Origin of the sequence: Joostella atrarenae, assembly GCF_021764745.1 — a bacterium.
Lineage (GTDB): Bacteria > Bacteroidota > Bacteroidia > Flavobacteriales > Flavobacteriaceae > Galbibacter > Galbibacter atrarenae.
The window spans coordinates 146,982-169,759 of sequence record NZ_JAETXX010000003.1; the positions used below are offsets into that span (position 1 = coordinate 146,982).

The window sequence follows — 22,778 nt, forward strand, 5'->3', positions numbered from 1 at the left end:
AATTATTTAGAAACTTAGATTAACTCCCATTCCTATACTTCTCGATAATGGCAAACCATTATTTTCAATAAAAGCGTTGGTACCATCTAATGATTCAGGAGATATATTTGGAATCGCTTTATATAAATACGCTATATTATTTCCGTATACATATACTCTTAATGAATTAAAGCCTATTCTACTAGTTACATCTTTAGGCGCATTCCAACCTACAGCTAACCTTCTTAAAGAGATATAATCTTTTTTATATATTCTATCTTCAAAGATTTTTTGATCACCATTCCAGTATTGCTGATAAAATTCAGATGCCGGGATTATAGCCTGATTTGCTTGACCTGTAGCTTCGTTGGTTCCGTCTATAATAACACCATCATGAAAAATATTATCATAATAAGAATCAGATGGTAAAGCATTATCATGAGAGTCTAAAGCTACTATCTCTTTGTCATTATTTATATAATATGGCAATCCTCCGTTTTCTTCATCTCTATATTTTAATGTCTCTTTTCCAGATCCATTTCCTAATAAATACATATTTGTTTGAGATGGTAATATTGCTCCATATTGAAAATCAAAACCTACGTTCAAATCAAAATCTTTATACTTGAAACCAGTATTGAATCCTCCAATAACATCTGGAGTAACTTTTCCAACTTTTTTCCAATTTTGAGAGTCAATTTTATAAGTACCAGACTCCGTAAGTAACAAATTACCCTCGTCATCTCGTACAAACGGCCTCACATAAACTTCTCCATATTCTTCTCCTGTTTCTGCTAAAATTTGAATTCCAGTACCACCCCATAAATTATGTTGCTCTACCCCTTTGGCTAATTCTATTATTTTTGTCTTGTTTCCAGATAACGTTAGAGACATATCCCAAGAAAAGTCTTGAGTTTTAATCACCGTTCCTCTTATTAACGTCTCCCATCCTTTATTTTCAATATCTCCAGCATTCACTCTAATATTTGTTACTCCTGAAGATCTCGGTACAGCAATTCCCATGATTTGATTATAGGTATTACTTTTGTAATAAGAAAACTCTATTCCAAGTCTACTCCCTTCAAAGAAGCTAGATTCAAATCCAATTTCGAACTCTCTTTTTCTTTCAGGTTTTAAACTAGGTTCAGGAAATCCACTTCCATTTTCAGCAAAATCAGCAGGAGGAAGAAAATCTGGCACCGTGTAATAAGGAACTCCTCCATATGTGCTAACATCAAAGTTCAAGTTCCCAAAATATCTAGGCCCTGGCCTACCAACATCTGCCCATGAACTTCTAAGCTTTAAAAGTTTTATTGCGCTTGGCATATTAAATGTTTCTGACGCAACCCATGATCCACTAATACCAGGGTAGAAAAAACTATTATTCTCTGGAGGTAAGATTGAAGACCAATCGTTTCTTCCTTGTACCTCTAAATATAACTGTTCTTTATATGCAAATTGAGCAGAAGCTAAAACGCTGTACAAATCATCTGAACCTCTAATTCCATCTGTAGTATCAAATGATGGACCTTCTGGATTTGTTGTATTTAATAATGAAAACCAGTTTTCAACAAAAAATGTTTTATTAACTTGAGCTCCAGATCTATTGGCAGAATTTTTACGTAACGCTCCTCCTACAAGTCCGTTTATTCTAATATCATCGGAAATTTTGAAGTCATAATTCAAAAAAGACTGTCCATAAAAGTTCACAATTTTTTCTTGTGTATAAGAATAAAATCCTTGACTAGAATTTTCAAATAGAGGTTGAGTTACTTTTGTTTTAACCTCATTATCTCTTAAAGTTAAATCTATACCTGCAAGTGTAGTCCAGTTCAACCATTTGTTTATATCTAAACTTACATTTAAAGACTGGATAATGTGGTGTCTAATTTCTTCATTAGTATTTTCTGTTTGATTCCAATAATATCCAGGAATCGCTTTCAAAAAACCAATTCTTCTTGTATACTCTGGATTTGTTGATAACGTGTAATATCCATTATCATCCTTTAAGAAATCACTATTCAACAACAACTCTGGCTTTGAATCTCTTCTAATTCCATAAGTAAAGAAATCTCTAATATTATATGCTGCATTATTGTTCTCTGTATAATAATAATTACCTACATACTTTATTTTTAACTTATCCGAAGCATTAAGCGTTCCATTAAAACTAAAGTTATGATTCTGTTGTTCTGAATTTAAAAAAACTCCATTAAAATCCTTAAAGGTATAAGACGCTCTAAAGCTCCCTATATCTCCTGCATTAGAAAATGCTATTGTATTACTACTTTGACTACCTGTTGAAAATATTTCTTTAAAATTATTAGGCTGACTTGTATAATCTCTTAATTCATCATCCCACCATAATAACTGCCTTCCATCCATTTCTGGTCCAAAATTAAAATCTGCACCATTCCAATAAGCTTCTTTTCCATCTCTTAAAAAAAAGCCCTCTTCACTTACCTGATCATTACTGAAACCAGCAACATAAGGATTTTCACCAGTACCATATTTATTCTGATATTCAGGAAAAAAAGCCGCTCTATCTACAGAGTAATTTGTACTTATCTCAACCCCTAATCCTTTTTTCTTTTTACCTGATTTTGTTGTAATTAAAACAACTCCATTGGCCCCTAAAGATCCATACAAAACAGCAGCTTTGGCTCCCTTTAAAATTTCGATCGACTCTACATCGGAAGCATTAATATCATTAATTCCAGTACCAGTATCCCTATTTGTATTGCTATTGAAGCCAACCCCAGAGTTTTCATCATAAATAGGAACTCCATCTACTACAAATAAAGGTCTTGTTGAAGACTGCTCAGTAAGTGCTACAGCATTTCTTATTTTTATAATCATTCCTCCTGTAGGACCTGACGATGTAGATTGAATCTGAACCCCAGAAGCATTACCATAAAGAGACTCTAAAGGATTGACAGGGTTTCCAGTCTCCACCAATTTTTCTGACTTAATGGAAGAAACCGAGTATCCAAGAGATTTCTTATCTCTTTTAATTCCTAAAGCAGTAACAACTACTTCGTCCAATTGCTCTGAACTTTCTTTTAAAGTAACGTTTACAGAAGCTTTACTTCCTACGGTTACTTCCATTGTATCAAACCCTAAACTTGAAAACACTAGCACAGGATTATCTGTTTCCAAGGTTATTTGATAATTCCCATCGAAATCTGTTGAGACACCATTCTTTGTTCCTTTTTCTAATACCGTTACTCCTGGCAAAGGATCGTTAAACCCGGAGTCTGTCACCGTACCTGAAACGGTTTGTGCTGATGTTAATGTTACAATTAACAACATCATAAAAGTTAATAAAAATTTCATATTTAAGTGTTTAGTTGATTATTTAACATTATTTATGTTAAATTAACGTTATAAACTTAGCTCATACTAAAACGTTAAACTAATACTGAAGCTTCAAAATATGATACTTTTTATACACCATCATATGCTAATACAACATATAATACTATAGTATTTTACGAAAACAATAAAGTATTGCATTATTAACTTATAATAATACATTTTAAAGTCGCATCATACAAACAGATAATTTAAGCACAATAAAAAAGCCGTTAAGATTAAAATTAATCTTAACGGCTTTATACCTTTATTAAAAAGAGTTACTAATCGAGTCTTACAATTTTTGCTCCTATTGCTTTTAATCGTTCGTCTATATTTTCGTAACCTCTATCTATTTGTTCTATATTATGGATTGTAGATGTCCCTTTCGCAGAAAGTGCTGCAATTAATAATGAGATTCCTGCTCTAATATCAGGAGAAGTCATTGTGGTTGCTTTTAATGTCGATTTGAAATCATGCCCAATAACTGTAGCTCTATGCGGGTCACAAAGAATAATTTTAGCTCCCATGTCAATAAGTTTATCAACAAAGAAAAGTCTACTTTCAAACATTTTTTGATGTACTAAAACACTACCTCTAGCTTGTGTTGCTACAGTTAGAATAATACTTAAAAGATCTGGAGTGAATCCAGGCCATGGTGCATCTGATATAGTTAGAATAGAACCATCTATAAAATTCTGCACTTCATATCCTTCTGTATGCGCAGGTATATATATATCATCTCCTTTACGCTCTAAAGTAATCCCTAACTTTCTGAATACTGTTGGAATTTGTCCTAAATAATCCCATTGTACATTCTTAATCGTTAGCTCACTTTTTGTCATAGCAGCCATTCCTATCCAACTACCAATCTCAATCATATCTGGCAAGATAGTATGCACTGTACCTCCTAACTTATCTACTCCTTCAATAGTTAGTAAATTAGAACCAACGCCAGATATCTTAGCGCCCATTCTATTTAGCATATTACATAACTGTTGTAAATATGGTTCGCAAGCAGCATTATAAATCGTTGTTTTACCTTCGGCAAGCACTGCTGCCATAACGATATTTGCAGTTCCTGTAACAGAAGCTTCATCTAAAAGCATATAAGATCCTTTTAGTTTTTTTGCCTCTACTCCATAAAAATACTCTTCACGGTTATATCTAAATTTCGCTCCTAATTTTATAAACCCTTCAAAGTGAGTGTCTAATCTTCTACGTCCAATTTTATCTCCTCCTGGCTTTGGAATATACCCTTTTCCGAAACGAGCCAATAACGGACCAACAATCATAATAGAACCTCGTAAACCACGTCCATCCTTTTTAAATTGCTCCGATTGTAAATACTCTAAATGAAGATCGTCTGAAACGAATGTATAAGATGAAGTTCCTATTTTTTGAATCTTCACCCCTAAATTCTCTAGAAGCTCAATAAGTTTATTGACATCTATTATATTCGGAATATTATGTATTGTAACTTTTTCGTCGGTAAGTAAAACGGCACAAAGAATTTGCAAAGCTTCGTTTTTTGCACCTTGTGGAGTTATCTCTCCTTTTAAAGGAGCTCCCCCCTCTATTTTAAATGTTCCCATAAAGAATCTAGTAAACTTTAGTAACGTTTCTTGCTTCTCCCTTTACTAGGGTAATGTTTTCTTGTATTTGTAGTTCTTGCTTTAGAATTTGAAGGTCTGCTACGAACCAAATTCTTACTATCCGCTAGATCTTCATCCCATTTAGCAAGATTTATCTTTCCATCACTTAACTCAAATAAATGATTAAAAATAGCCTGATCGTCTACCATATCCTTATTCCAGTTAAGGTAGCTTTTCTTCATATGATTGGCAATAGTAAACTTCAAAGCATCTTTTAAGTCTCCTTCTTCCCAGCTAACACAAACATCAATCATCCTTTTAATATTATTTCCGTAGAATCTATATTTTGGATGGTTTTGAGGATATTTCAAAGGCTCTGGCCTTTCTTCTAATAATTCTCTTGTCGGCTTTGGATATGGAGAATCTACATCCAATTCAAAATCAGAAATTATAAATAACTGATCCCAAAGTTTATGCTGAAAATCTGAAACATCTCTTAAATGAGGGTTTAGATTTCCCATAACTCCAATAATAGCTTGTGCTACTTTATTTCTTTCTTGTTTATCTTCTATAGAAACGGCATAATCTACCATTTTCTGTATATGACGCCCGTACTCAGGAATTATAAGCTTTGGACGCTCGCTATTGTATTCTATATTTTCAACCAAAATTAAATGATATTATTTTAAATGAAGTGATAAGATGTATCGCTACACCTTTAATCTTTGCAAAATAACAAATTTTACGGTGTATCAAAGAGATTTATAAAGAAATTACTCCTTCTACAACGCTAACCTCTTTATATTTATCGATTATTGCATCAGAACTTTCCATATTTACTTCAATAGAAAGGCTTGTATATTTACCGTTCGAGGATTCTTTTGTTTTAATTACTGCTCCAGTATTATCAAAAATAGTTGCTATTTCATTTATTTTGCTTTCACTCGTCGGAACAATAAATTTATAGAGATATAAAGAAGGCCATGCAGCTGTTGTTCTATCTAATTCTCCCTTCAATCTAACATAAAATTCTTCTATTTCCTTTTTATCTTTCATAATGAATCTTCATATTTTGTACAAAGATAGGATTTATACTATTTATGTTTTAATATAAACTAAATTAAAATATGCTTCTTTATGGTTTATATTTCATTTAAAGGAATGATTTACAGTCTAAAAACTAATTTTAAGTTTAATAATTATTTAATTTATCCTCATTAAAATGAGTTTACTTTTCGTTATTATGCTAGATTGAAACGTATTTTTAATTAGCGAATCATTTAGCTATTTTTGCACTTTAGATGAATAGCATGAATTTGAATAAAAAAATAGTGATTACTGGAGGTCCTGGTACTGGAAAAACTTCTATTATAGACTTTCTTAAAGACAATAATCATCAATGTCTACTAGAAATATCACGACAAGTAACCCTGGAGGCTCGCGAGGCAGGTATAGAACAATTGTTCTTAACAGATCCATTATTATTCAGTAAAAAGCTTTTAGAAGGACGTATTAATCAGCATAAAGAATCTGAAAAACTTTCTGGGACTGTTTTTTTTGATCGAGGAATTCCAGATGTGATTGCGTACATGGATTACAGTGGAGACAACTACCCTTCAGTTTTCAAGGAATCATGTCTAAAATATAAATACGACCAGGTATTTTTACTTCCGCCTTGGGAAGAAATTTATATTTCTGACAGTGAGCGTTATGAGAATTTCGAACAAGCTAAAGAGATTCATAAGCACTTAAAAGAAGCATATAAAAAATGTGGTTATCAACTTATTGAGGTTCCTACAGGAAATATTGACGAAAGGGCTAACTTTATACTAAATAAGCTAAGTTTGTAATTGAAGTTAATACGTTTCACTTTCAACCATAAAAACATAATTAAGCTTCGCAATACGTAGCATTTAGTTGATATGTAAATAAACTGAAGTATTAAAATATTTATCAGAACTAATATAATCCTTAACAATTTATAAATGGCGTCTACAAAAAGTCCTCACGAAATATTAAAAGAATATTGGGGATATTCTTCATTTAGACATCCACAAGAAGAAATTATTAAACACGCTATTGCAAAAAAAGATACTTTAGTTTTACTCCCAACTGGAGGCGGTAAATCCATTTGCTTTCAAGTTCCTGCGCTTGTAAACGACGGAATCTGCATCGTTATTTCACCGCTAATTGCTCTTATAAAAGACCAAGTAAATACTCTAAAAAGCAAAGGAATTAAAGCTATTGCTCTAACAAGTGGACTTAAGTTTTCTGAAGTTGATGCGCTTTTAGACAATTGCATTTATGGAAATTATAAATTTCTCTACCTCTCTCCTGAACGCTTACAGCAAGACTTAGTACAAGAGCGAATAAAAGGGATGAATGTTAACCTGATTGCTATTGATGAAGCACATTGTATTTCTCAATGGGGAAACGATTTTAGACCTGCATACAGAAATACAGCCGTTATAAAAGAACTCCTACCAGAAGTCCCAATGATGGCTCTTACTGCCTCTGCAACTAAATTGGTAGCTCAAGATATTATTGAAAACCTTCACCTGCAAAGCCCTATTACGATAAAAAAATCTTTCAAAAGAGATAATATATCGTATAGAGTATACCACTCTGAAGATAAAATATACAAACTAGAACAGCTTCTTAAAGAGAATAAAGGCCCTGCAATTGTATACGCAGGGACAAGAAGAGCGACTGTAGATACCAGTGAAATATTAAACAAAGTAGGAATAAGTGCTGCTTTTTTTCATGGCGGAATTCCTAATGCTGAAAAAAATAAAAAACTAGACGCTTGGTTAAATGATGAAGTCCGAGTAATGGTTGCTACAAATGCTTTTGGAATGGGAATCGATAAAGCTAATGTAGAAACAATTGCACATTTAAACTTCCCCGATTCTCTAGAAAGTTATTACCAAGAAGCAGGCCGTGCAGGAAGAAATGGAGACAAAGCCTATGCTGTAATCATAAAAAACAAGAGTGACGAAAGTTGGCTTAAAAATTTATACATAAAGACGCTTCCTAGTGTTGATTTTGTAAAACTACTCTATAAAAAGCTAAGTAATTACTTTCAGATTCCTTACGGAGAAGGATTTAACCTTACCTTTTCAATAAATTTCAACTTATTTTGCCACACCTATAATCTAAATCCAAGGCTTGCCTATAACGGACTCAAGATGTTGGATAGGCATTCTGTTATCACATTGGTAGAAACACATTTAAAGAAAACATCGATCCAGTTTATAATTACCAATCAGCAGTTGTTTTCCTATTTAGATCAAAACCCTTCAGCAGAAAATATTGTTCAACATATTATTAGAAGCTACGGTGGCGTTTTTGATCTTCCTACCAATATTAATACTGTTACTATTGCAAAAAAAGCTGGAACCTTTGAGCAAAAAGTAATTCATGTTTTAGAGCAATTAGAAAAAGACAATATGATTACGCTGGATGCTATGGATACAGACGCGACCATAACATTTCTTGTTCCTCGAGAAGATGACCAGACTATTAATGTAATTAGTAAACTTATAGTCCAACAAAATGAACTTAAAACGAAGCAAATTACAGATGTTCTCAATTATATAGATAATGATAAGGTTTGTAAAAGCATACAAATTCTATCTTATTTTGATGAAAAAACTAAAGAACCATGTGGAATCTGTTCTGTTTGTTTGAAAAAGAAAAGTAAAATATCTTCTGATGTTCTCTCTATAGCTAAAGATGAAGTATTAAAATGTCTTCGTAAATCTCCACTAAGCTCAAAAGAACTCCTTGAAAACATCACTTTTAAAGAGGTATATATTTTAGAAGCTCTAAAAGAATTAGTTGAAGAAGAAGAAATCAAAATAAATGATGTCAATAAATATGAAATTCAATAGCTAAAACATTTTGAATTCATTTTTTAAACCTCCCAAAGTGAGTAATACCATTCTCTAAGCAACTATTCTTAATAAACTGATTATCTTTGACTATAATTTATTGATACAGTTATTATGAGCGAGAAGTTAAGAATTATATTTATGGGAACTCCAGATTTTGCTGTAGCTACCCTAAAAAATATCATAGAAAACGATTACGAAGTTGTAGGTGTAATTACAGCTCCAGATAAACCAGCAGGAAGAGGTAGAAAACTACAGGAGTCTGCAGTAAAAAAATACGCTATTGCAAACAATCTAAATGTTCTTCAGCCAACAAATCTTAAGGATCCATCTTTTTTAGAGGAATTAAAAGCACTCAACGCTAACCTGAATGTAGTTGTTGCTTTTAGAATGCTTCCTAAAGCGGTTTGGAGTATGCCAAAACACGGCACATTTAATTTACATGCTTCACTACTTCCCGATTATCGTGGGGCAGCACCAATAAATTGGGCTATTATTAATGGAGAAACTAAAACTGGAGCGACTACTTTTTTTATTGATGAAAAAATTGACACAGGAGCAGTAATCTTACAAGAAGAAACTACAATTGCTCCAGATGATACTGCTGGAGTTCTACATGATAAATTAATGAATACTGGCGCTCATCTTGTAGTCGAAACATTAAAAAAGATAGCAGATGGTACAACTACAACAAAAATACAACCAGATTCTACTGACCTAAAAACCGCTTATAAACTAGATAAAGAAAACACAAAAATAAATTGGAACGCAAAAACAGAAGACATTTATAACCTAATTAGAGGCCTAAGTCCTTATCCTTCTGCTTGGAGTTTCTTAGAAAATAGAGAAGAAAATCCTATAAATATAAAAATATATGGCGCAGAGATGGAAATTATACTCCACAACGAGCAACCTGGCGCTATTACAGCTGATAAAAAAGAGGTGAAAGTAGCCACAAAAGATGGTTATATATTACTGAAAGAGATACAGTTACCCGGAAAACGAAAAATGGCTATAAAAGACATTCTTAATGGGTATGAATTCACTCCAGATGCTAAAATGCTGTAAAACCGCACTATGATTGACATTGGAGATTTGTAGTAAAAAAGCACCAACTTTATTAACAATATGCGCAAGTTATTAACAAAAACTCGGATTTCCTTTGATATTACTTGCGTGGGAAGTAAATCCGTATAATTTTGTGAAGCAAATTAAATAAATGTTTAACCTTATATTCATTTAAATCTTTAAAATTATGAACAAAACAGAATTAATTGATGCAATGGCTGCTGATGCAGGTATTACTAAAGCGGCAGCAAAAAAAGCATTAGAATCTTTTTTAGGTAGCGTAGAAGGAACACTTAAAAAAGGTGGTAGAGTTTCTCTAGTAGGATTCGGATCTTGGTCAGTTTCTAAAAGAGCTGCAAGAGAAGGAAGAAATCCTCAAACTGGAAAAACTATAAAAATTGCTGCTAAAAATGTAGTTAAGTTTAAAGCGGGTGCTGAATTAGCAGGTGCAGTGAACTAATTGACATAGCTCAAAATAATGATCTAAAAGCGTCGTTTCGACGCTTTTTTTTTGTCCTATAAGCAAAAAAACATAAGTTTTATTTGATGATTAACGTTTTTTTTATAGATTTAAAATAAAAACAAAGAGCTTATGGTTGCTTTAACTCCAAAGAAAGGCCATTTGTTAATTGCCGAGCCCTCAATAATTGGCGATGTAGCTTTTAATAGGTCAGTAGTCCTGCTCGCTGAGCATAATGATGAAGGTTCCATTGGTTTTATCCTTAATAAACCACTAGAATTTAGACTCAATGAACTTGTTCCTGAAATAACAGAATCTCTAAAAGTATACAACGGAGGTCCTGTTGAGCAAGATAATTTATATTTTATTCATAAGATTCCACATCTTATTTCCAATAGCATCGAAATATCGAATGGAATATATTGGGGTGGCGATTTTGAAACTATTATAGATCTTATCAATCAAGGTGATATAAAAGATTCTGATATAAAATTCTTCTTAGGATATTCTGGATGGGATATCATGCAATTAGATAAAGAACTAACCAGTAATTCTTGGGTAGTTTCAGAAAACAAACACAAAAGTAATATCATAAAAAAAGCACCGAGATACTTCTGGAAAGAAAAGATGCTGGAACTAGGCGGTGATTACCTTATTTGGTCAAACGCACCAGAGAACCCAGTATTAAACTAAGCTATTAATCTAGCCTTAGCATTTAATCTCCCTAATAGCTTTTTAGCGATCTCATTGCTATATGTTTTCTTACGATATTTTGAAACAGAAGTTATTCCAGAAATTACATTCGTTATAAACATCTCATCAGCTTTCTGAATTTCAAAAGGTGAAATCTCTGCTTCTTGAAATTCTAAATCTTCAGTTTTACCAATAATTTCAATCAGTTGCTTTCTTAACACTCCATTTAAGCAACCTTCAGTAATTGGCGGTGTTTTAATTACATTTCCTTTAACCAAAAAGATATTACCATTTGTTGCCTCGATAACGTTTTTCTTTTCGTTAATCAGTAAACAATTATCATAATCATTCTCTTTAGCGTATATCCCCGCTAAAACATGCAACACTTTGTTATTAGATTTTAAGGTCGATAAAAGTCCAGAATTTACATAATGATCTTTAAAAAGCTCTACCTCATAAAAAGAATCGTTTAGAATATAGAAAGGGTTTTCTAAAGTCTTTGCTTCAATTGCAAAAGAAACCTCCTTATTTGTAGGAGTATATAAGCCTCCTGCTTCTCTAAATACTGTAATACGAATCCTAGCCGGAGAATTCTGAAGTTCGTTGTTTAAAACCGTCTTTTCGATTTCTTCCTGCAAGAATTCCATTGTAAAATCCATAGGAATTTCCATACGTAAAATACGCATCGAAGCCATTAAGCGTAGGTAATGAGATTCCCAGAAAAATATTTTATTGTTAACTACACGAATAGTTTCAAATAAAGCGTCTCCATAACGAAGCCCTCTATTCTCTTCATTTAAAAAATTCGTGTTTTCCTCTAATAAAGTTCCATTAAAATTTACCATAAAAAAAGTGCCTTGAGAATTTCAAGGCACAAATATACTTTTAAAGATTAAAGATTCCTAAGCAGAACCTATTACTTGTTTTAAACTAGATATTTGGTTTTCCCAAAGCATCTTACCTTCATCTACTTCATCATCATCTGCAAAGTCAGTAATCATAAGAGATACATCCTTTGTTATTTCATCAACAACAATTTTTATTTCGAAAAAAGTATTTTCGTCTGACTCCAACCATTTAAACTTAACTAGCTCTCCACTTTTCTTTCTAATCAACTTAGCTTGCTCTTCTGCACCATCCCAAATAAAAGTAAATAACTCTCCTCGAGAATTTACATTGTCTGCAAACCACTCCCCCAATCCTGAAGGTGTTGCTATGTATTGATACAATAATTGAGGCGATGACTGTATAGGGAACTCCAATTCATATTTTACTTTCTCTTCCATACGTAATTCATAATTTATAAAGCGACAATATAATTATTTAAAATTAACTTGCTTCATTTTTTTTTAATAAAATATTTTTTGAGTTTGGTTTGATTACTATCAATTTGTTTATATATTTGCACCCGCTAACACGAAAAGTGAGGCACACAAAACAATGGCGAGGTAGCTCAGTCGGTTAGAGCGTCGGATTCATAACCCGGAGGTCTCGGGTTCAATTCCCGATCTCGCTACAAGGTAAACAAAGGAAAGTCAAGAAAAAAATTCTTGGCTTTTTTTTATTGCTAAAACATAGCTAAAACATTTAGCTTGTTTTTAAACCTCTACCCAAATAAGCACAAATCATATTAAATTTAATTTGGGATCAATCCCATTAGTTTTGTTGATGCAAAAAATTGTATTTAATCTAAAAAAATAATCCTACATTTTTACCCACCGTAATACGTTCTAAAGTCTTAAATTTTAGTATTTAATGAGGATAAAGAGCTCTTGTTTTGTTCTAGAAAACAATTTTTAAAAATTTATTCATAACAGCTAATGGAATTAAAAAACTTTAGATTCATTATATATTATCTCAATTGATTTTTTATTGACAGTATTATACGCTATCTTTATTAAGAAAATATTTACAATATTTTGTTTCAAATATTTACATGTCAATAATTTATCGTTATTTTAATTACACACCAGAATATGAATATACTTCATCCATGCACTGGATTGTCATTTTCACATGTATTTCAATAGGCTTAATTACACTACATCAAATAATTCTTATTTTAAACGGAAAGTGTAAACCTGATAAAACAAAATTCAGACATTTATATTTAGCCATACTCTTCCTTTTATATAACCTATCAAATATTTTACTAACCAGAATACCATTATCAAGTTCTGCGATTTTGCAAAAAATCATTTCTTATAGTATTTCAAGTTTTATGTGTATTTATTTAATTTGGTATTTATGCAATGCTGTTAATATAAAAATATATAGAACAAAAAACTCAACCTTAATAACCTCTATTTCAGCATTAAGTATATTTTTAGTTCCATACCTATATACCAACTCATTAGATACTACAAAAAGTCTATTCTTAATTCTTCCAACTCTGTCTCTTCTAGTGTTTTTCATTTTTTACTTTAATGTTATTAAGGAAAAAGTAAAGGGACAAAATAATTTTAAAATTCAAACTTATTTAGTTTTAAGCTCAATATTATCCATTGTTACTTTGCCTATACCTACATATTTTGGAGATTATCAACCAATAACACAACCTTTAGTATGTATGTCATTTTTCCTTGTTACCACAATGGAAATAAATAGTTATATATATAAGTTAAAATATACATATCCGCTTGTTTTTGACATTAATAATCAATACAATTTAACTCATAGAGAAAACGAAATTGCTTTGCAAATGGTCAATGGAGATTGTTACAAAAAAATAGCTAAAAATATGTTTATTGCATATGGAACGGTCAGAAAGCATGCTTCAAATATTTTTATTAAATTAGGATGTAATAATAAAGATGAGTTCATTAATAAATTCAAAAAATAATACAAAAGCGTTTATATACCTTTAAATGTTAAGTGCGTATAAAGTTCACATGCTAAATACACAGAATCTACACATACTTAAACAAGAAAACTAAATACATCTATCGATATTTGAATAAGAGTAAATAGGATTTCTGAAATAGCTTTAACTGGTAGTTGTAACTCGTTTTTCTTCTCAAAAACTTATCACAAATAACTGTAAAACTAAGCTTTAATAATTCCATTCTCACTGAAATGAAAGCAAATGGACTTCAAATTACAGACAAGTATCCTTTTAAAAGAACTGAATAGTATTGACTCAAATTCTTTTGAAGTGATTAATCAAGCAACTAAATCCATAATAATTTGTAGAAACCTTCTAACTACATTTAAGAAAGAAATTATAAAGAACGATTTTAAATCTAGAAATGAAGAAATCATATTTTTTAAAGAAGTTAAATTAATCCCACTAATACAGCTCATTTACTTTTCCGAAATACGGTCATTTGAAATTCAGCTTCCTAAAGCAGACAAACAATCTCAAAAGAAACACATTCAAAAAAAACTTAATAAGCTAAATAGATTTTTTTTATATAATATGGACTTTGGTCAATATATTGAATCAAATCAAACTCATTTTGATTTACAATACTTTACTAGAGACTATTTAGATCGCCTACCCATTACTTCTTCAAAATTCTATTTTCAAGATCCAGAATTCTGTACACCTCGTGATATGCTTTTAGGTAAATACAAAGCCTACAAGCTTTTCATCCAATATCTTCAAAACAAATTAGAAAAACTTCGTGTTCATAAAAACAAAGCTAACACTAAAGATTCCGGCTTAAAATGGACAGCAAATAAAACGGCGCTAACAGAACTAGTTTACGCCTTACACTCAAATAGAGTTATTAATAATGGTAATACTGATTTAAAGGAAATTGCCGAATCTATACAGAAGGTTTTCCATTGTAATCTGGGTAATTTCTACAAAACTTATTCAGAAATTAAAGCTCGTAAAATGAGTCGGACAAAATTCTTAGATGACCTTTCTTCAGGTCTACTTACTCATATGAATAATTCTGACGAATAAATTCGTAGTCAGGTCTACCTCCTGATTTAATAAAACACCCATGATTTTACTGTTCAATTAATAAAATCGCACCAAAAAGAGTCTCAAAATCAATTCAAAACACAGCATTCTTCAATATGTTAAATTTTGACAGGACTACGATTAACTAGTGAATAAAATGTATCAAACCTCATCAATTTTGTAAAACGAAAGTCAGATCATGCTATAGGCAAATAAATGATATGATATTTCAACACCAATCTTTTCATTTAAATCCATTTACTATGCCAACAAGCATCATTACAACAGACGATCTTAGAGATTTTAAAATTGAACTTCTCGAAGACATAAAAAAACTACTCCTTGAACACTCTAAGGGAAATCTAAAAAAATACCTTAAATCAACTGAGGTTCTGAAGCTTTTACAAATCAGCCCTGGAACGCTGCAAAACTTACGAGTAAATGGTACAATACCATATACAAGAATGGGTGGTATTATTTTTTATGAATGTGATGAAATTCAAAAAGTAATGACAGGAAATCGAGTTCATAATAAAATTAAGGATGTATGAATTATATAAGGCATCTCAATGCTACATTTCAAAAATTCTATGCAGACAAAAGGTTAAACACAACACATGTAAGCTTGTATATGTCTTTGTTTCAATTTTGGAATTTAAATCGATTTCGAGAAGAATTTTACATAGACAGACAAGAAGTTATGGAACTCTCAAAAATTGGTTCGACAGCAACTTATCATCGCTGTTTAAAACAGATGGATTCATGGAATTATCTAAAATATTTCCCATCACACAACCCTTATAAAGGCAGTAAAATCAAGTTGTTCAATTTAGATACAACCTCAAAACATGTTGTGAAGGAGTTGGAAACAAGTACTAAACAAGCATTGATACGTAATACAAACAGTAATAAACAAATAGAAAATATAAATAAAACTAAGCTACCAAAAAATGAATTTGAAGTCATTGATTTTTTTAAAAACAAAAAATGGTCGCCTAATGAAGCCAGGAAATTCTACAATCATTATCAAGGTATCGGTTGGAAAATTGGTGGTAAAATAAAAATTGAAGATTGGCATGCTATAGCTAGTAATTGGATTATTAAAGCCAATGAGTATAAAACATCAAATGCTGTTTCTCAAAAAAAAGACAACCTGCGAACCAATAAAAACAAAGATTATGCGCAACCCTTGTAAAATAGTCGAAGAAAATAAAGAATATTCCATCGGAACATTCAATGGTAATCAAGTGATTTACGATTTTGACAGGATTCTAATCTATCTGGACATTAAAGGAAAAATGCTCTTTGGTAATGGTTTTAAAATTCATGAAGAAGACCATCCAATCATTTTAAAACTTTGTCATTATTTAATAAATGATAAAGAAAATTGCGAAAAGCACGAGATAGACCCCAACAAAGGCATTTTACTTTCAGGACCTGTAGGCTGCGGTAAAACAAGTCTCATGCTTTTACTGAAACACATTGTGCCATTTCAAAGGCCATACATTCTAATTCCTTCTCGGAATATTGTATTTGGTTTTAATCATATTGGCTACAAAACTATTGAAGATTTTGGTTGTAGACAGTTTTTCTGCTTTGATGATTTGGGAGTAGAACCAACAGGAAGGCATTACGGAAAAGACTGTAACGTTATGGGCGAAATATTACTTTCTCGTCATGAACTTTTAATAGACCACCACATTAAAACACACGCTACTACAAACCTAAATGCTGAAGAGTTAGAGGATTTATATGGCAATAGAGTACGAAGTCGTATGCGGCAATTATTCAACCTCGTAGCATTTGACCCAGACACTAACGATAAAAGAAAATAACAGATTTCTTCCCAACAGCAATTGGGATTAACGGTAATGCAACAAATACAATTACAATGAAAATAGCAACATTTAACATCCAGAACTTATTCCATAGAGATAAAAGCTTATTAGAAAAACCTGTTGGGAAATTATTTACCGATTGGATCACAGAACTTGATACGCTCATGCTCCAAACTTCAAAATCATTACCACAACATGATCGAATAAGAGAACTCTCATTTTTAATTGGTTTTGAAAAATCAAGCCCACGCCCCTATGCGGTTTTACGACGCAAAGCAGGATTTCTGTATATGAAAGGTTTAAGTCATTCAGTAGAAAACAGAGCTGGAGAACTTACAAACTGGAGTGGATGGATTGAGCTCCAAACCGTTCCTATAAAAAATGGCGCTATTAATCATAAAGCTCAAGTTATTGCTGATGTAAATCCTGATATTTTAATATTACAAGAAATAGAAGACCGAGCTTCGTTTGAGGACTTCAATCAGCTCATTCTTCCTGAATTTAACTGCAAACCATTTGAACACTCATTTGTTATACAAGGTAACGCTATGAATAGTTTAGAAATGGGAATAGCACTCAGAAAAGGCTACATTCTAGAAGCTGTTAGAATCCACAACATCAATGAAGCAATTAACGACGATGGTAAAAGCCTTATAGAATACGAAATTACGACACCATCAAAAGAAAAAATTTGGTTATTAAATACTTACCTACAATTACAAACTAAAGACAAAGAACAATCTGATAACATCCGAAAAAAACAAGTTTTTAATATCGCTAAAATTTACAATAAACTGATTGCTGAAGGTAAAACCAATATTATCATCGCAGGCACATTTAATGCGCCATCTTATTGTAATTCCCTATCGCCTTTAATACAAGATACCGACTTGAAAGACATTACAAAGCACCTTTCTTTTGAAGTAGAAATCGATAACGGAAAAGATGCTACTTATCATAGATTAGGAGCCTACCGAATGGGCGTTAACATAAAACAAAAAGATTACATGCTCTTCTCCCCTGCTTTATTTGATAAAATGACCGACAGCGGCTTAAACCGTAAAGCCGTTTGGCCTGAAAAACGCCCACAATGGTCAATTTATAAATCTGTTATTAATAAAAATGTTGCTGCTAGTGAACATCCTTTGGTTTGGGGGAAGATTGATTCAAAGTAACTAAATAATCAAATATTCTTTTAAAACAGAGAATTAATTACTTTATGATTATTTAATTTAATTAAATAATAAGAACCCTTTTCTAAATCATTAATTATTTCATCTAAATCTATTTTTTCTTTTTTATCGTTATTCAATGGTTTATCAATTGAAGTAAAAATAATTGTTTGCTTATTTTTCTCTTTAGAAACTTTCTCAAAAAGAGCTTTTAAGCTACTTAACTTTGTTCTATGTTGCCCTGGTTCATCAAACATAATTAATCCTGGATGATTTTCACCATTATTACGTAAAGCTAATGTATAAGCCCAAATATTTCGTACAAAATCTGATGCAGAAGAGTTAATTCTTACTGATTGAGGTTGCTTATCATCAGCATATCTTTTATATACAGGAAAATATTTAAATGGCTCTTTTCTATTTATTGAAATTTGATATTTTTCGTTACTATCATATCCAAATGAATACAGCAAATCTTTATAATTTGACTCAAATGCCTTTATTTTTACTTCATCATAAGATTTTTCAAGCCCATTTAATTTTATAAGTATATTATGATGATTATTTGCTAAATTAATTAGCTCTTCTTTGAGTTCATTTAATTGTAATTCAAATTTATTTAGATTTTCTACTTCTTGTTGTAACTGAATTTTTTGAACAACCTCAGACTCAGACAAAGCTCTATCATCAGCAATTAAATCTTTTGAAAGTGACTTTAATAGGATCTCTTTATTTCTTAAAGTATTTTTAAAATATAATAACAAATTATTTTTCTCTTCAACAGTATTGGTTAGACTCTTAAGGGTTGAATCTATTATTAATTTTTGACTTTGTAAAAAACTTTTATTTTCCTCTAGAGATAACTGAGGAATAGTGATTTCATTATTGGAAATAATGTCCTCTGTTACCACTTGTGTACAAGTAGGGCACTTACTTTCTTTTTTATTATCAAATAAATTATTATTAAATACTTTAATTAGATTTGTATGTTCCTTAATTTCTTTTTTAATATCAATTAGTTGACGGTTAATATTTTTAATTTGTAATTTTTCAATATTTAAATTGTTCTCATACTCTTCAATATATTTATTTAATTCTATGTACTGAATTTTAGTTTCTTCGTATTTATGAAGTACTTCTTCCTTTTTGCTTTCGATTGTGGCAAATGGTTTTTTTTCTAAAACAGAAATTGATTCTTTTGTGTTTTTTAAATACTCATTATAGCCAATAACTTCATCTTCAGAAATTTGAAAATTGGATGATATTAAATCTATTTCTCTTTTTTCTGTAGTAATAGTTTCAGGAAGTGAAGTTATAGTCGCATTATTTTGTTTCTCTAAATAAGAAAACTCTTTAATGGTTTTATTCCAGCTATCTGTAATGCTGTTTTTTTCTTTATTGTAAGTATCTCTTTTAGTAGAAATATTGATTTCATCTAAATTCAGAAGAAATTCAATAACCTTTTCTTTAGGTTTTGTGACTCCAAAATAAGGCATTGTCGCGAAAAAGTCTGACCATCCTTTAGTTTGTTCAATAAATATTGATGAAAATATCATTTGTAAATACAAAGGACTATAGTCTGACTTAGCATTGCTATTACTTACATCTGGTACAGTTAATTCTATAAAATCTTTCAACCATTCGTAAAAGCCATTAGGGTCATCATTATTTCCTCTACCATTAACGAAAAATATCCCTTTAACAGTATCTTCATCAATCTTTTCAAGTTTCGATTTATAGATTGTTATATTCGATTGCTTTTCATCTTGATTAGAAGCTAAAATGGCACGCTCTAAACATACAATTTCATTTTTATCATTTTCTATTTCTAGAAAAACTTTAGACCTACTAACAATATAGTTTTCACCTGTTTCTTCATCACCTTCTTCAATTCCATCTGTTTTTATAACAAATGTATCTTTTAAGGCTTTGTCAAGTGCTTTGTTATTGTTACCGCCCAATAACTCCTCCATACCAAGAGCATAAAATATACATGAATTTATAATTGTTTTACCTCTTGAGTTTTCACCTGCAATTATATTTAGACCCTGATTAAAGGGAAATTCAAAACCATATAAATCATCTATAGTTTCGCTTTTATTAGTTAAGATTTCAACTCTTAATTTATTTATTTTAAACATATTGATTTATATTAATTTCCAATTCTTATTAGCTCTATTTAATTTAGTCTTAGGTATGTTACCTATTTTTTTTATTTTATCTATTTCCTCTTGAAATAATTCATATTCAGTAATCGAACTTAATACATCAATACCTTTTTTTGTGATTTCAATTTCTAAAGTGTTACTCACTATTTTCTTTTGTATGTATTCTTCGATGTAACCTAAGGCCAAAACCTTTTCAATACCAAATTCAAATGACCAAGGAATTAATGAATTTCTAATTTCTCTTTTTAAATCATATAAAACTTGGTAGTTTTTATCATTACGTAAACTCCAAAAGACTAAATGAATTAATTGTAAACTAGCTTTTTTACTTCTGCCACATTCGTTAATAATTGAGAGTAACATAACAAGCTTATAATATGCATTATACTTTATAGATACAGATGTTTTTTTTTCGTCTAATATTATGTTAATCATTTTTTGTAAAGTTTAAAGTACACATACCTAACCATTCAATTATTTGAAAATCAGCAAAATCTATATCCATTTTTTTGGGTAAAAAATCTAATTCATCTTTAAGTCTATATTGTAAAGTTTGTTTTAAATCTAAAGCTTCATTATTATTATTTACCGACCTTGTATAGTCTTCTTCTACTAAATTCACATATTTAGTAACAATTCCTTTAAACTTTATATATAAATCTGGAGCTTCATTCTCTAACAACCTAATATTCTGAAGCATAGATAAATATCTTTTTATTTGCCTAGTAGTAATAGAATTTGCTTTTTCAATATCTGAATATATAACTTTGTTTTTTCTACTTAGTTTTTCAAAAAAATCACTTTTACTTTCTTCAAAAGCTACTATTTCTTGTTCTATATATGTTTTCTCTAAATTTTCTGTCCAACTTCTTAATTCATTCAAATCAGATAAATCTACGTACGAACTGAAGTAATCTTGAATGTGACTTACAGAACAGCAGTTAATATCATCATTCCAAGCTTTATCTGTAACAACAGAATTTAAAATGCCTATCAAAAATGGAGTGTTATATCTTATAGTGAAAACACCACTGCCAGACAATCCTCGTGCTAATAAATGCCCATCTTCTCCTCCTTGTTGGAAAGTTTCACCTTCGGTTAATTTAATTTTAAAACACTGATTTGAATCGCTTGTTGTTATTATTTTACTTGGAAATGGTCTGTATTCATTATTATTGACACCTTGATAACCACAAAATTTAACATCCGTTTGTGCTATAAACTGGTGAGCTAAATTATATTGATATAACATTTTATCTTCTCCTTCAAAATCTATTTCAATTAGTGCAAAATCTTTGTCATAATCAAACTCTCTAACTGTAACTACTTGAATGTTTTCAAATTCGGATTTATAATCGTTTTGTTTTTCAATTAAAATGTCTTCAATTCTTGGTTCTACTTCTCCTAAACAGTGAGCTGCTGTAAATACATAAAAGGTAGTTTCTCCAGCTATTAAAACACCGCTTCCAATATTACCATTACATTTTACACGCACACAATATTTTTCAGGTTCGTTATTTGTCATTTTTTGTATAAGTGTTTTTATATTCAATATTCCAATTACCTTCTTCTAAATCATTTTCATTGACAAATTCGCCAATTCTGTTTTTTATGTCGGTAATTTTATAATTTGTGTAAATATTTAATAATTTATGATCTCTGTTTGCTTTATACACAATTCTTGCTATAGTTTCTCTTGATGGATGTTTATGGTTTGATGTTCCTCCATTAGTTGAGATTAAATAATTACTTGATTTTATTAATGAGAGTAAATCTTGTGAGGTGTTGTTTAAGCTTCCGTGATGAGAAATTTTGACATAATCTACTTCCAATGGATTTTCTATTCCATGTCCTAATTGTTTTAATCTTTTAGTAATTATTTCAGCTCTAGAATCAGCTAAAAATAGAAGATTAACATCTGGGCAATTTAATATGAAAGCAATAGATGAAGAATTATATATATCGCTATTAAATGATGAGTGAGGTTTAAAGTCTATTTCACTTAATTCTTTTAACGATTTTGAATAATTTGCTATACTTGAAGATATATTAACTTCTAAATTTTCTTGTTTTAATAATGACTTTTCTTTTTCGTAAACCTCATAAAGCTTATCTTTTATCTCAACAGTTGGTGAAAGTATAGTAAATTCAAGTCCTTTTATATTTATAACATTATCAGCAATAGTAATTTCACGAATTTTTGAATTTGGTTTCTTTTTTTTAAATAAGACTTTTAGATTTTCAGCTTGACCAACACTTATTTGTGCTTTTTCATTTGATGTTTGATTGAATTTAGTGTCAGGTTGGTTTATCCATATCTCATCAATTTCAATTTTATCGATTAAGCTGTTTTTGAAAAATCTGATTAACCCTCCAATGTGATCAGAATCTATATGAGTTAAAACTAGAAGATTAATTTTGCTTATTTCATTTAGTTTTTTTTTGAGAGAATATTCAAAAGTTTCTGCAGTTCCTCCATCAATCAGAATTATAAATTCCTCTTTATTTTTATCAAATGTCTTTATTAGAATTGAATCTCCATTGTACGCAGGAAGAATAGTAAGTTCAGTTTGATTTATTAACATTTATGATTGGATACTCAAATTAAAAATAAATAATTCTATGGTAACTTTTATTACCAATAT

Annotated in this window: 21 protein-coding genes and 1 tRNA gene; 12 read left to right on the plus strand and 10 right to left on the minus strand. The window is 30.6% G+C overall.

From position 1 onward, the window contains the following. Positions 1-6: 6 nt before the first annotated feature. The 4 genes from JM658_RS07385 to JM658_RS07400 all read right to left on the minus strand — a co-directional run bounded on the left by JM658_RS07385 (position 7) and on the right by JM658_RS07400 (position 5,984). The gene (locus JM658_RS07385; RefSeq protein ID WP_236958613.1) at positions 7-3,315 is read right to left on the minus strand and encodes a SusC/RagA family TonB-linked outer membrane protein; all 3,309 of its coding nucleotides are present in this window, start codon (positions 3,313-3,315) and stop codon (positions 7-9) included. Positions 3,316-3,617: 302 nt separating this feature from the next. Further along, positions 3,618-4,928, minus strand: coding sequence for a UDP-N-acetylglucosamine 1-carboxyvinyltransferase (gene murA, locus JM658_RS07390; protein WP_236958614.1), 1,311 nt, complete (start codon positions 4,926-4,928; stop codon positions 3,618-3,620). A 17-nt stretch (positions 4,929-4,945) separates the two neighbouring features. Continuing rightward, positions 4,946-5,596, minus strand: coding sequence for a DUF4290 domain-containing protein (locus JM658_RS07395; RefSeq protein WP_236958615.1), 651 nt, complete (start codon positions 5,594-5,596; stop codon positions 4,946-4,948). 94 nt (positions 5,597-5,690) lie between these two features. After that, positions 5,691-5,984: a DUF493 family protein gene (locus tag JM658_RS07400; protein WP_236958616.1), complete on the minus strand. Its 294-nt coding sequence runs from the start codon at positions 5,982-5,984 to the stop codon at positions 5,691-5,693. Between the two features lie 254 nt (positions 5,985-6,238). Between JM658_RS07400 and JM658_RS07405 the strand changes: the two genes are divergently transcribed. From JM658_RS07405 to JM658_RS07425, 5 genes are all read left to right on the plus strand, one after another. Next, positions 6,239-6,778, plus strand: a complete 540-nt coding sequence (locus JM658_RS07405) for an AAA family ATPase (protein WP_236958617.1) — start codon at positions 6,239-6,241, stop codon at positions 6,776-6,778. A 135-nt stretch (positions 6,779-6,913) separates the two neighbouring features. Further along, positions 6,914-8,821: a RecQ family ATP-dependent DNA helicase gene (locus JM658_RS07410; RefSeq protein WP_236958618.1), complete on the plus strand. Its 1,908-nt coding sequence runs from the start codon at positions 6,914-6,916 to the stop codon at positions 8,819-8,821. Positions 8,822-8,935: 114 nt separating this feature from the next. Then, a complete protein-coding gene (fmt, locus tag JM658_RS07415; protein ID WP_236958619.1) occupies positions 8,936-9,889 on the plus strand; it encodes a methionyl-tRNA formyltransferase in 954 nt (317 codons plus the stop codon). A gap of 187 nt (positions 9,890-10,076) precedes the next feature. After that, the gene (locus JM658_RS07420; protein ID WP_236958620.1) at positions 10,077-10,349 is read left to right on the plus strand and encodes an HU family DNA-binding protein; all 273 of its coding nucleotides are present in this window, start codon (positions 10,077-10,079) and stop codon (positions 10,347-10,349) included. 132 nt (positions 10,350-10,481) lie between these two features. Next, positions 10,482-11,042 carry a YqgE/AlgH family protein gene (locus JM658_RS07425; RefSeq protein ID WP_236958621.1) on the plus strand — a complete coding sequence of 187 codons (561 nt, stop codon included), beginning with the start codon at positions 10,482-10,484 and terminating at the stop codon, positions 11,040-11,042. Here the strand turns inward: JM658_RS07425 and JM658_RS07430 are convergent. Beyond that, positions 11,039-11,887: an aminotransferase class IV gene (locus tag JM658_RS07430; protein ID WP_236958622.1), complete on the minus strand. Its 849-nt coding sequence runs from the start codon at positions 11,885-11,887 to the stop codon at positions 11,039-11,041. The two genes, JM658_RS07425 and JM658_RS07430, sit on opposite strands and share 4 nt — an antisense overlap. A 57-nt stretch (positions 11,888-11,944) precedes the next feature. Further along, positions 11,945-12,328: an START-like domain-containing protein gene (locus JM658_RS07435; RefSeq protein WP_236958623.1), complete on the minus strand. Its 384-nt coding sequence runs from the start codon at positions 12,326-12,328 to the stop codon at positions 11,945-11,947. Between the two features lie 156 nt (positions 12,329-12,484). On the opposite strand from JM658_RS07435, the gene JM658_RS07440 reads away from it, so the two are divergent. From JM658_RS07440 to JM658_RS07470, 7 genes are all read left to right on the plus strand, one after another. Further along, positions 12,485-12,558, plus strand: a tRNA-Met gene (locus JM658_RS07440). Positions 12,559-12,978: 420 nt separating this feature from the next. Further along, positions 12,979-13,884, plus strand: a complete 906-nt coding sequence (locus JM658_RS07445) for a helix-turn-helix transcriptional regulator (protein WP_236958624.1) — start codon at positions 12,979-12,981, stop codon at positions 13,882-13,884. A 243-nt stretch (positions 13,885-14,127) separates the two neighbouring features. Continuing rightward, positions 14,128-14,955, plus strand: coding sequence for an RteC domain-containing protein (locus JM658_RS07450; protein ID WP_236958625.1), 828 nt, complete (start codon positions 14,128-14,130; stop codon positions 14,953-14,955). A gap of 263 nt (positions 14,956-15,218) precedes the next feature. Further along, on the plus strand, positions 15,219-15,506 hold the full coding sequence (locus tag JM658_RS07455; RefSeq protein WP_236958626.1) for a helix-turn-helix domain-containing protein: 288 nt from the start codon (positions 15,219-15,221) through the stop codon (positions 15,504-15,506). Beyond that, positions 15,503-16,150: a hypothetical protein gene (locus JM658_RS07460; RefSeq protein WP_236958627.1), complete on the plus strand. Its 648-nt coding sequence runs from the start codon at positions 15,503-15,505 to the stop codon at positions 16,148-16,150. Before JM658_RS07455 ends, JM658_RS07460 begins: the two co-directional genes overlap by 4 nt. After that, entirely contained in the window at positions 16,134-16,790 is a 657-nt protein-coding gene (locus tag JM658_RS07465) for an ATPase (RefSeq protein WP_236958628.1), read from the plus strand. Before JM658_RS07460 ends, JM658_RS07465 begins: the two co-directional genes overlap by 17 nt. A 56-nt stretch (positions 16,791-16,846) precedes the next feature. Beyond that, positions 16,847-17,968: an exonuclease/endonuclease/phosphatase family protein gene (locus JM658_RS07470; RefSeq protein WP_236958629.1), complete on the plus strand. Its 1,122-nt coding sequence runs from the start codon at positions 16,847-16,849 to the stop codon at positions 17,966-17,968. Between the two features lie 20 nt (positions 17,969-17,988). Here the strand turns inward: JM658_RS07470 and JM658_RS07475 are convergent, their stop codons facing one another. From JM658_RS07475 to JM658_RS07490, 4 genes are read right to left on the minus strand one after another with little or no spacing between them, the layout of a single operon-like run. Then, entirely contained in the window at positions 17,989-20,106 is a 2,118-nt protein-coding gene (locus JM658_RS07475; protein WP_236958630.1) for an AAA family ATPase, read from the minus strand. Positions 20,107-20,112: 6 nt separating this feature from the next. Then, positions 20,113-20,568 (minus strand): hypothetical protein, encoded by a 456-nt coding sequence (locus JM658_RS07480; protein ID WP_236958631.1) that lies wholly within the window; start codon positions 20,566-20,568, stop codon positions 20,113-20,115. Continuing rightward, positions 20,561-21,658: a trypsin-like serine protease gene (locus JM658_RS07485; RefSeq protein ID WP_236958632.1), complete on the minus strand. Its 1,098-nt coding sequence runs from the start codon at positions 21,656-21,658 to the stop codon at positions 20,561-20,563. The genes JM658_RS07480 and JM658_RS07485 overlap by 8 nt, the downstream gene beginning before the upstream one ends. Further along, positions 21,648-22,718, minus strand: coding sequence for a ComEC/Rec2 family competence protein (locus JM658_RS07490; RefSeq protein WP_236958633.1), 1,071 nt, complete (start codon positions 22,716-22,718; stop codon positions 21,648-21,650). Before JM658_RS07490 ends, JM658_RS07485 begins: the two co-directional genes overlap by 11 nt. Between the last annotated feature and the right edge of the window lie 60 nt (positions 22,719-22,778).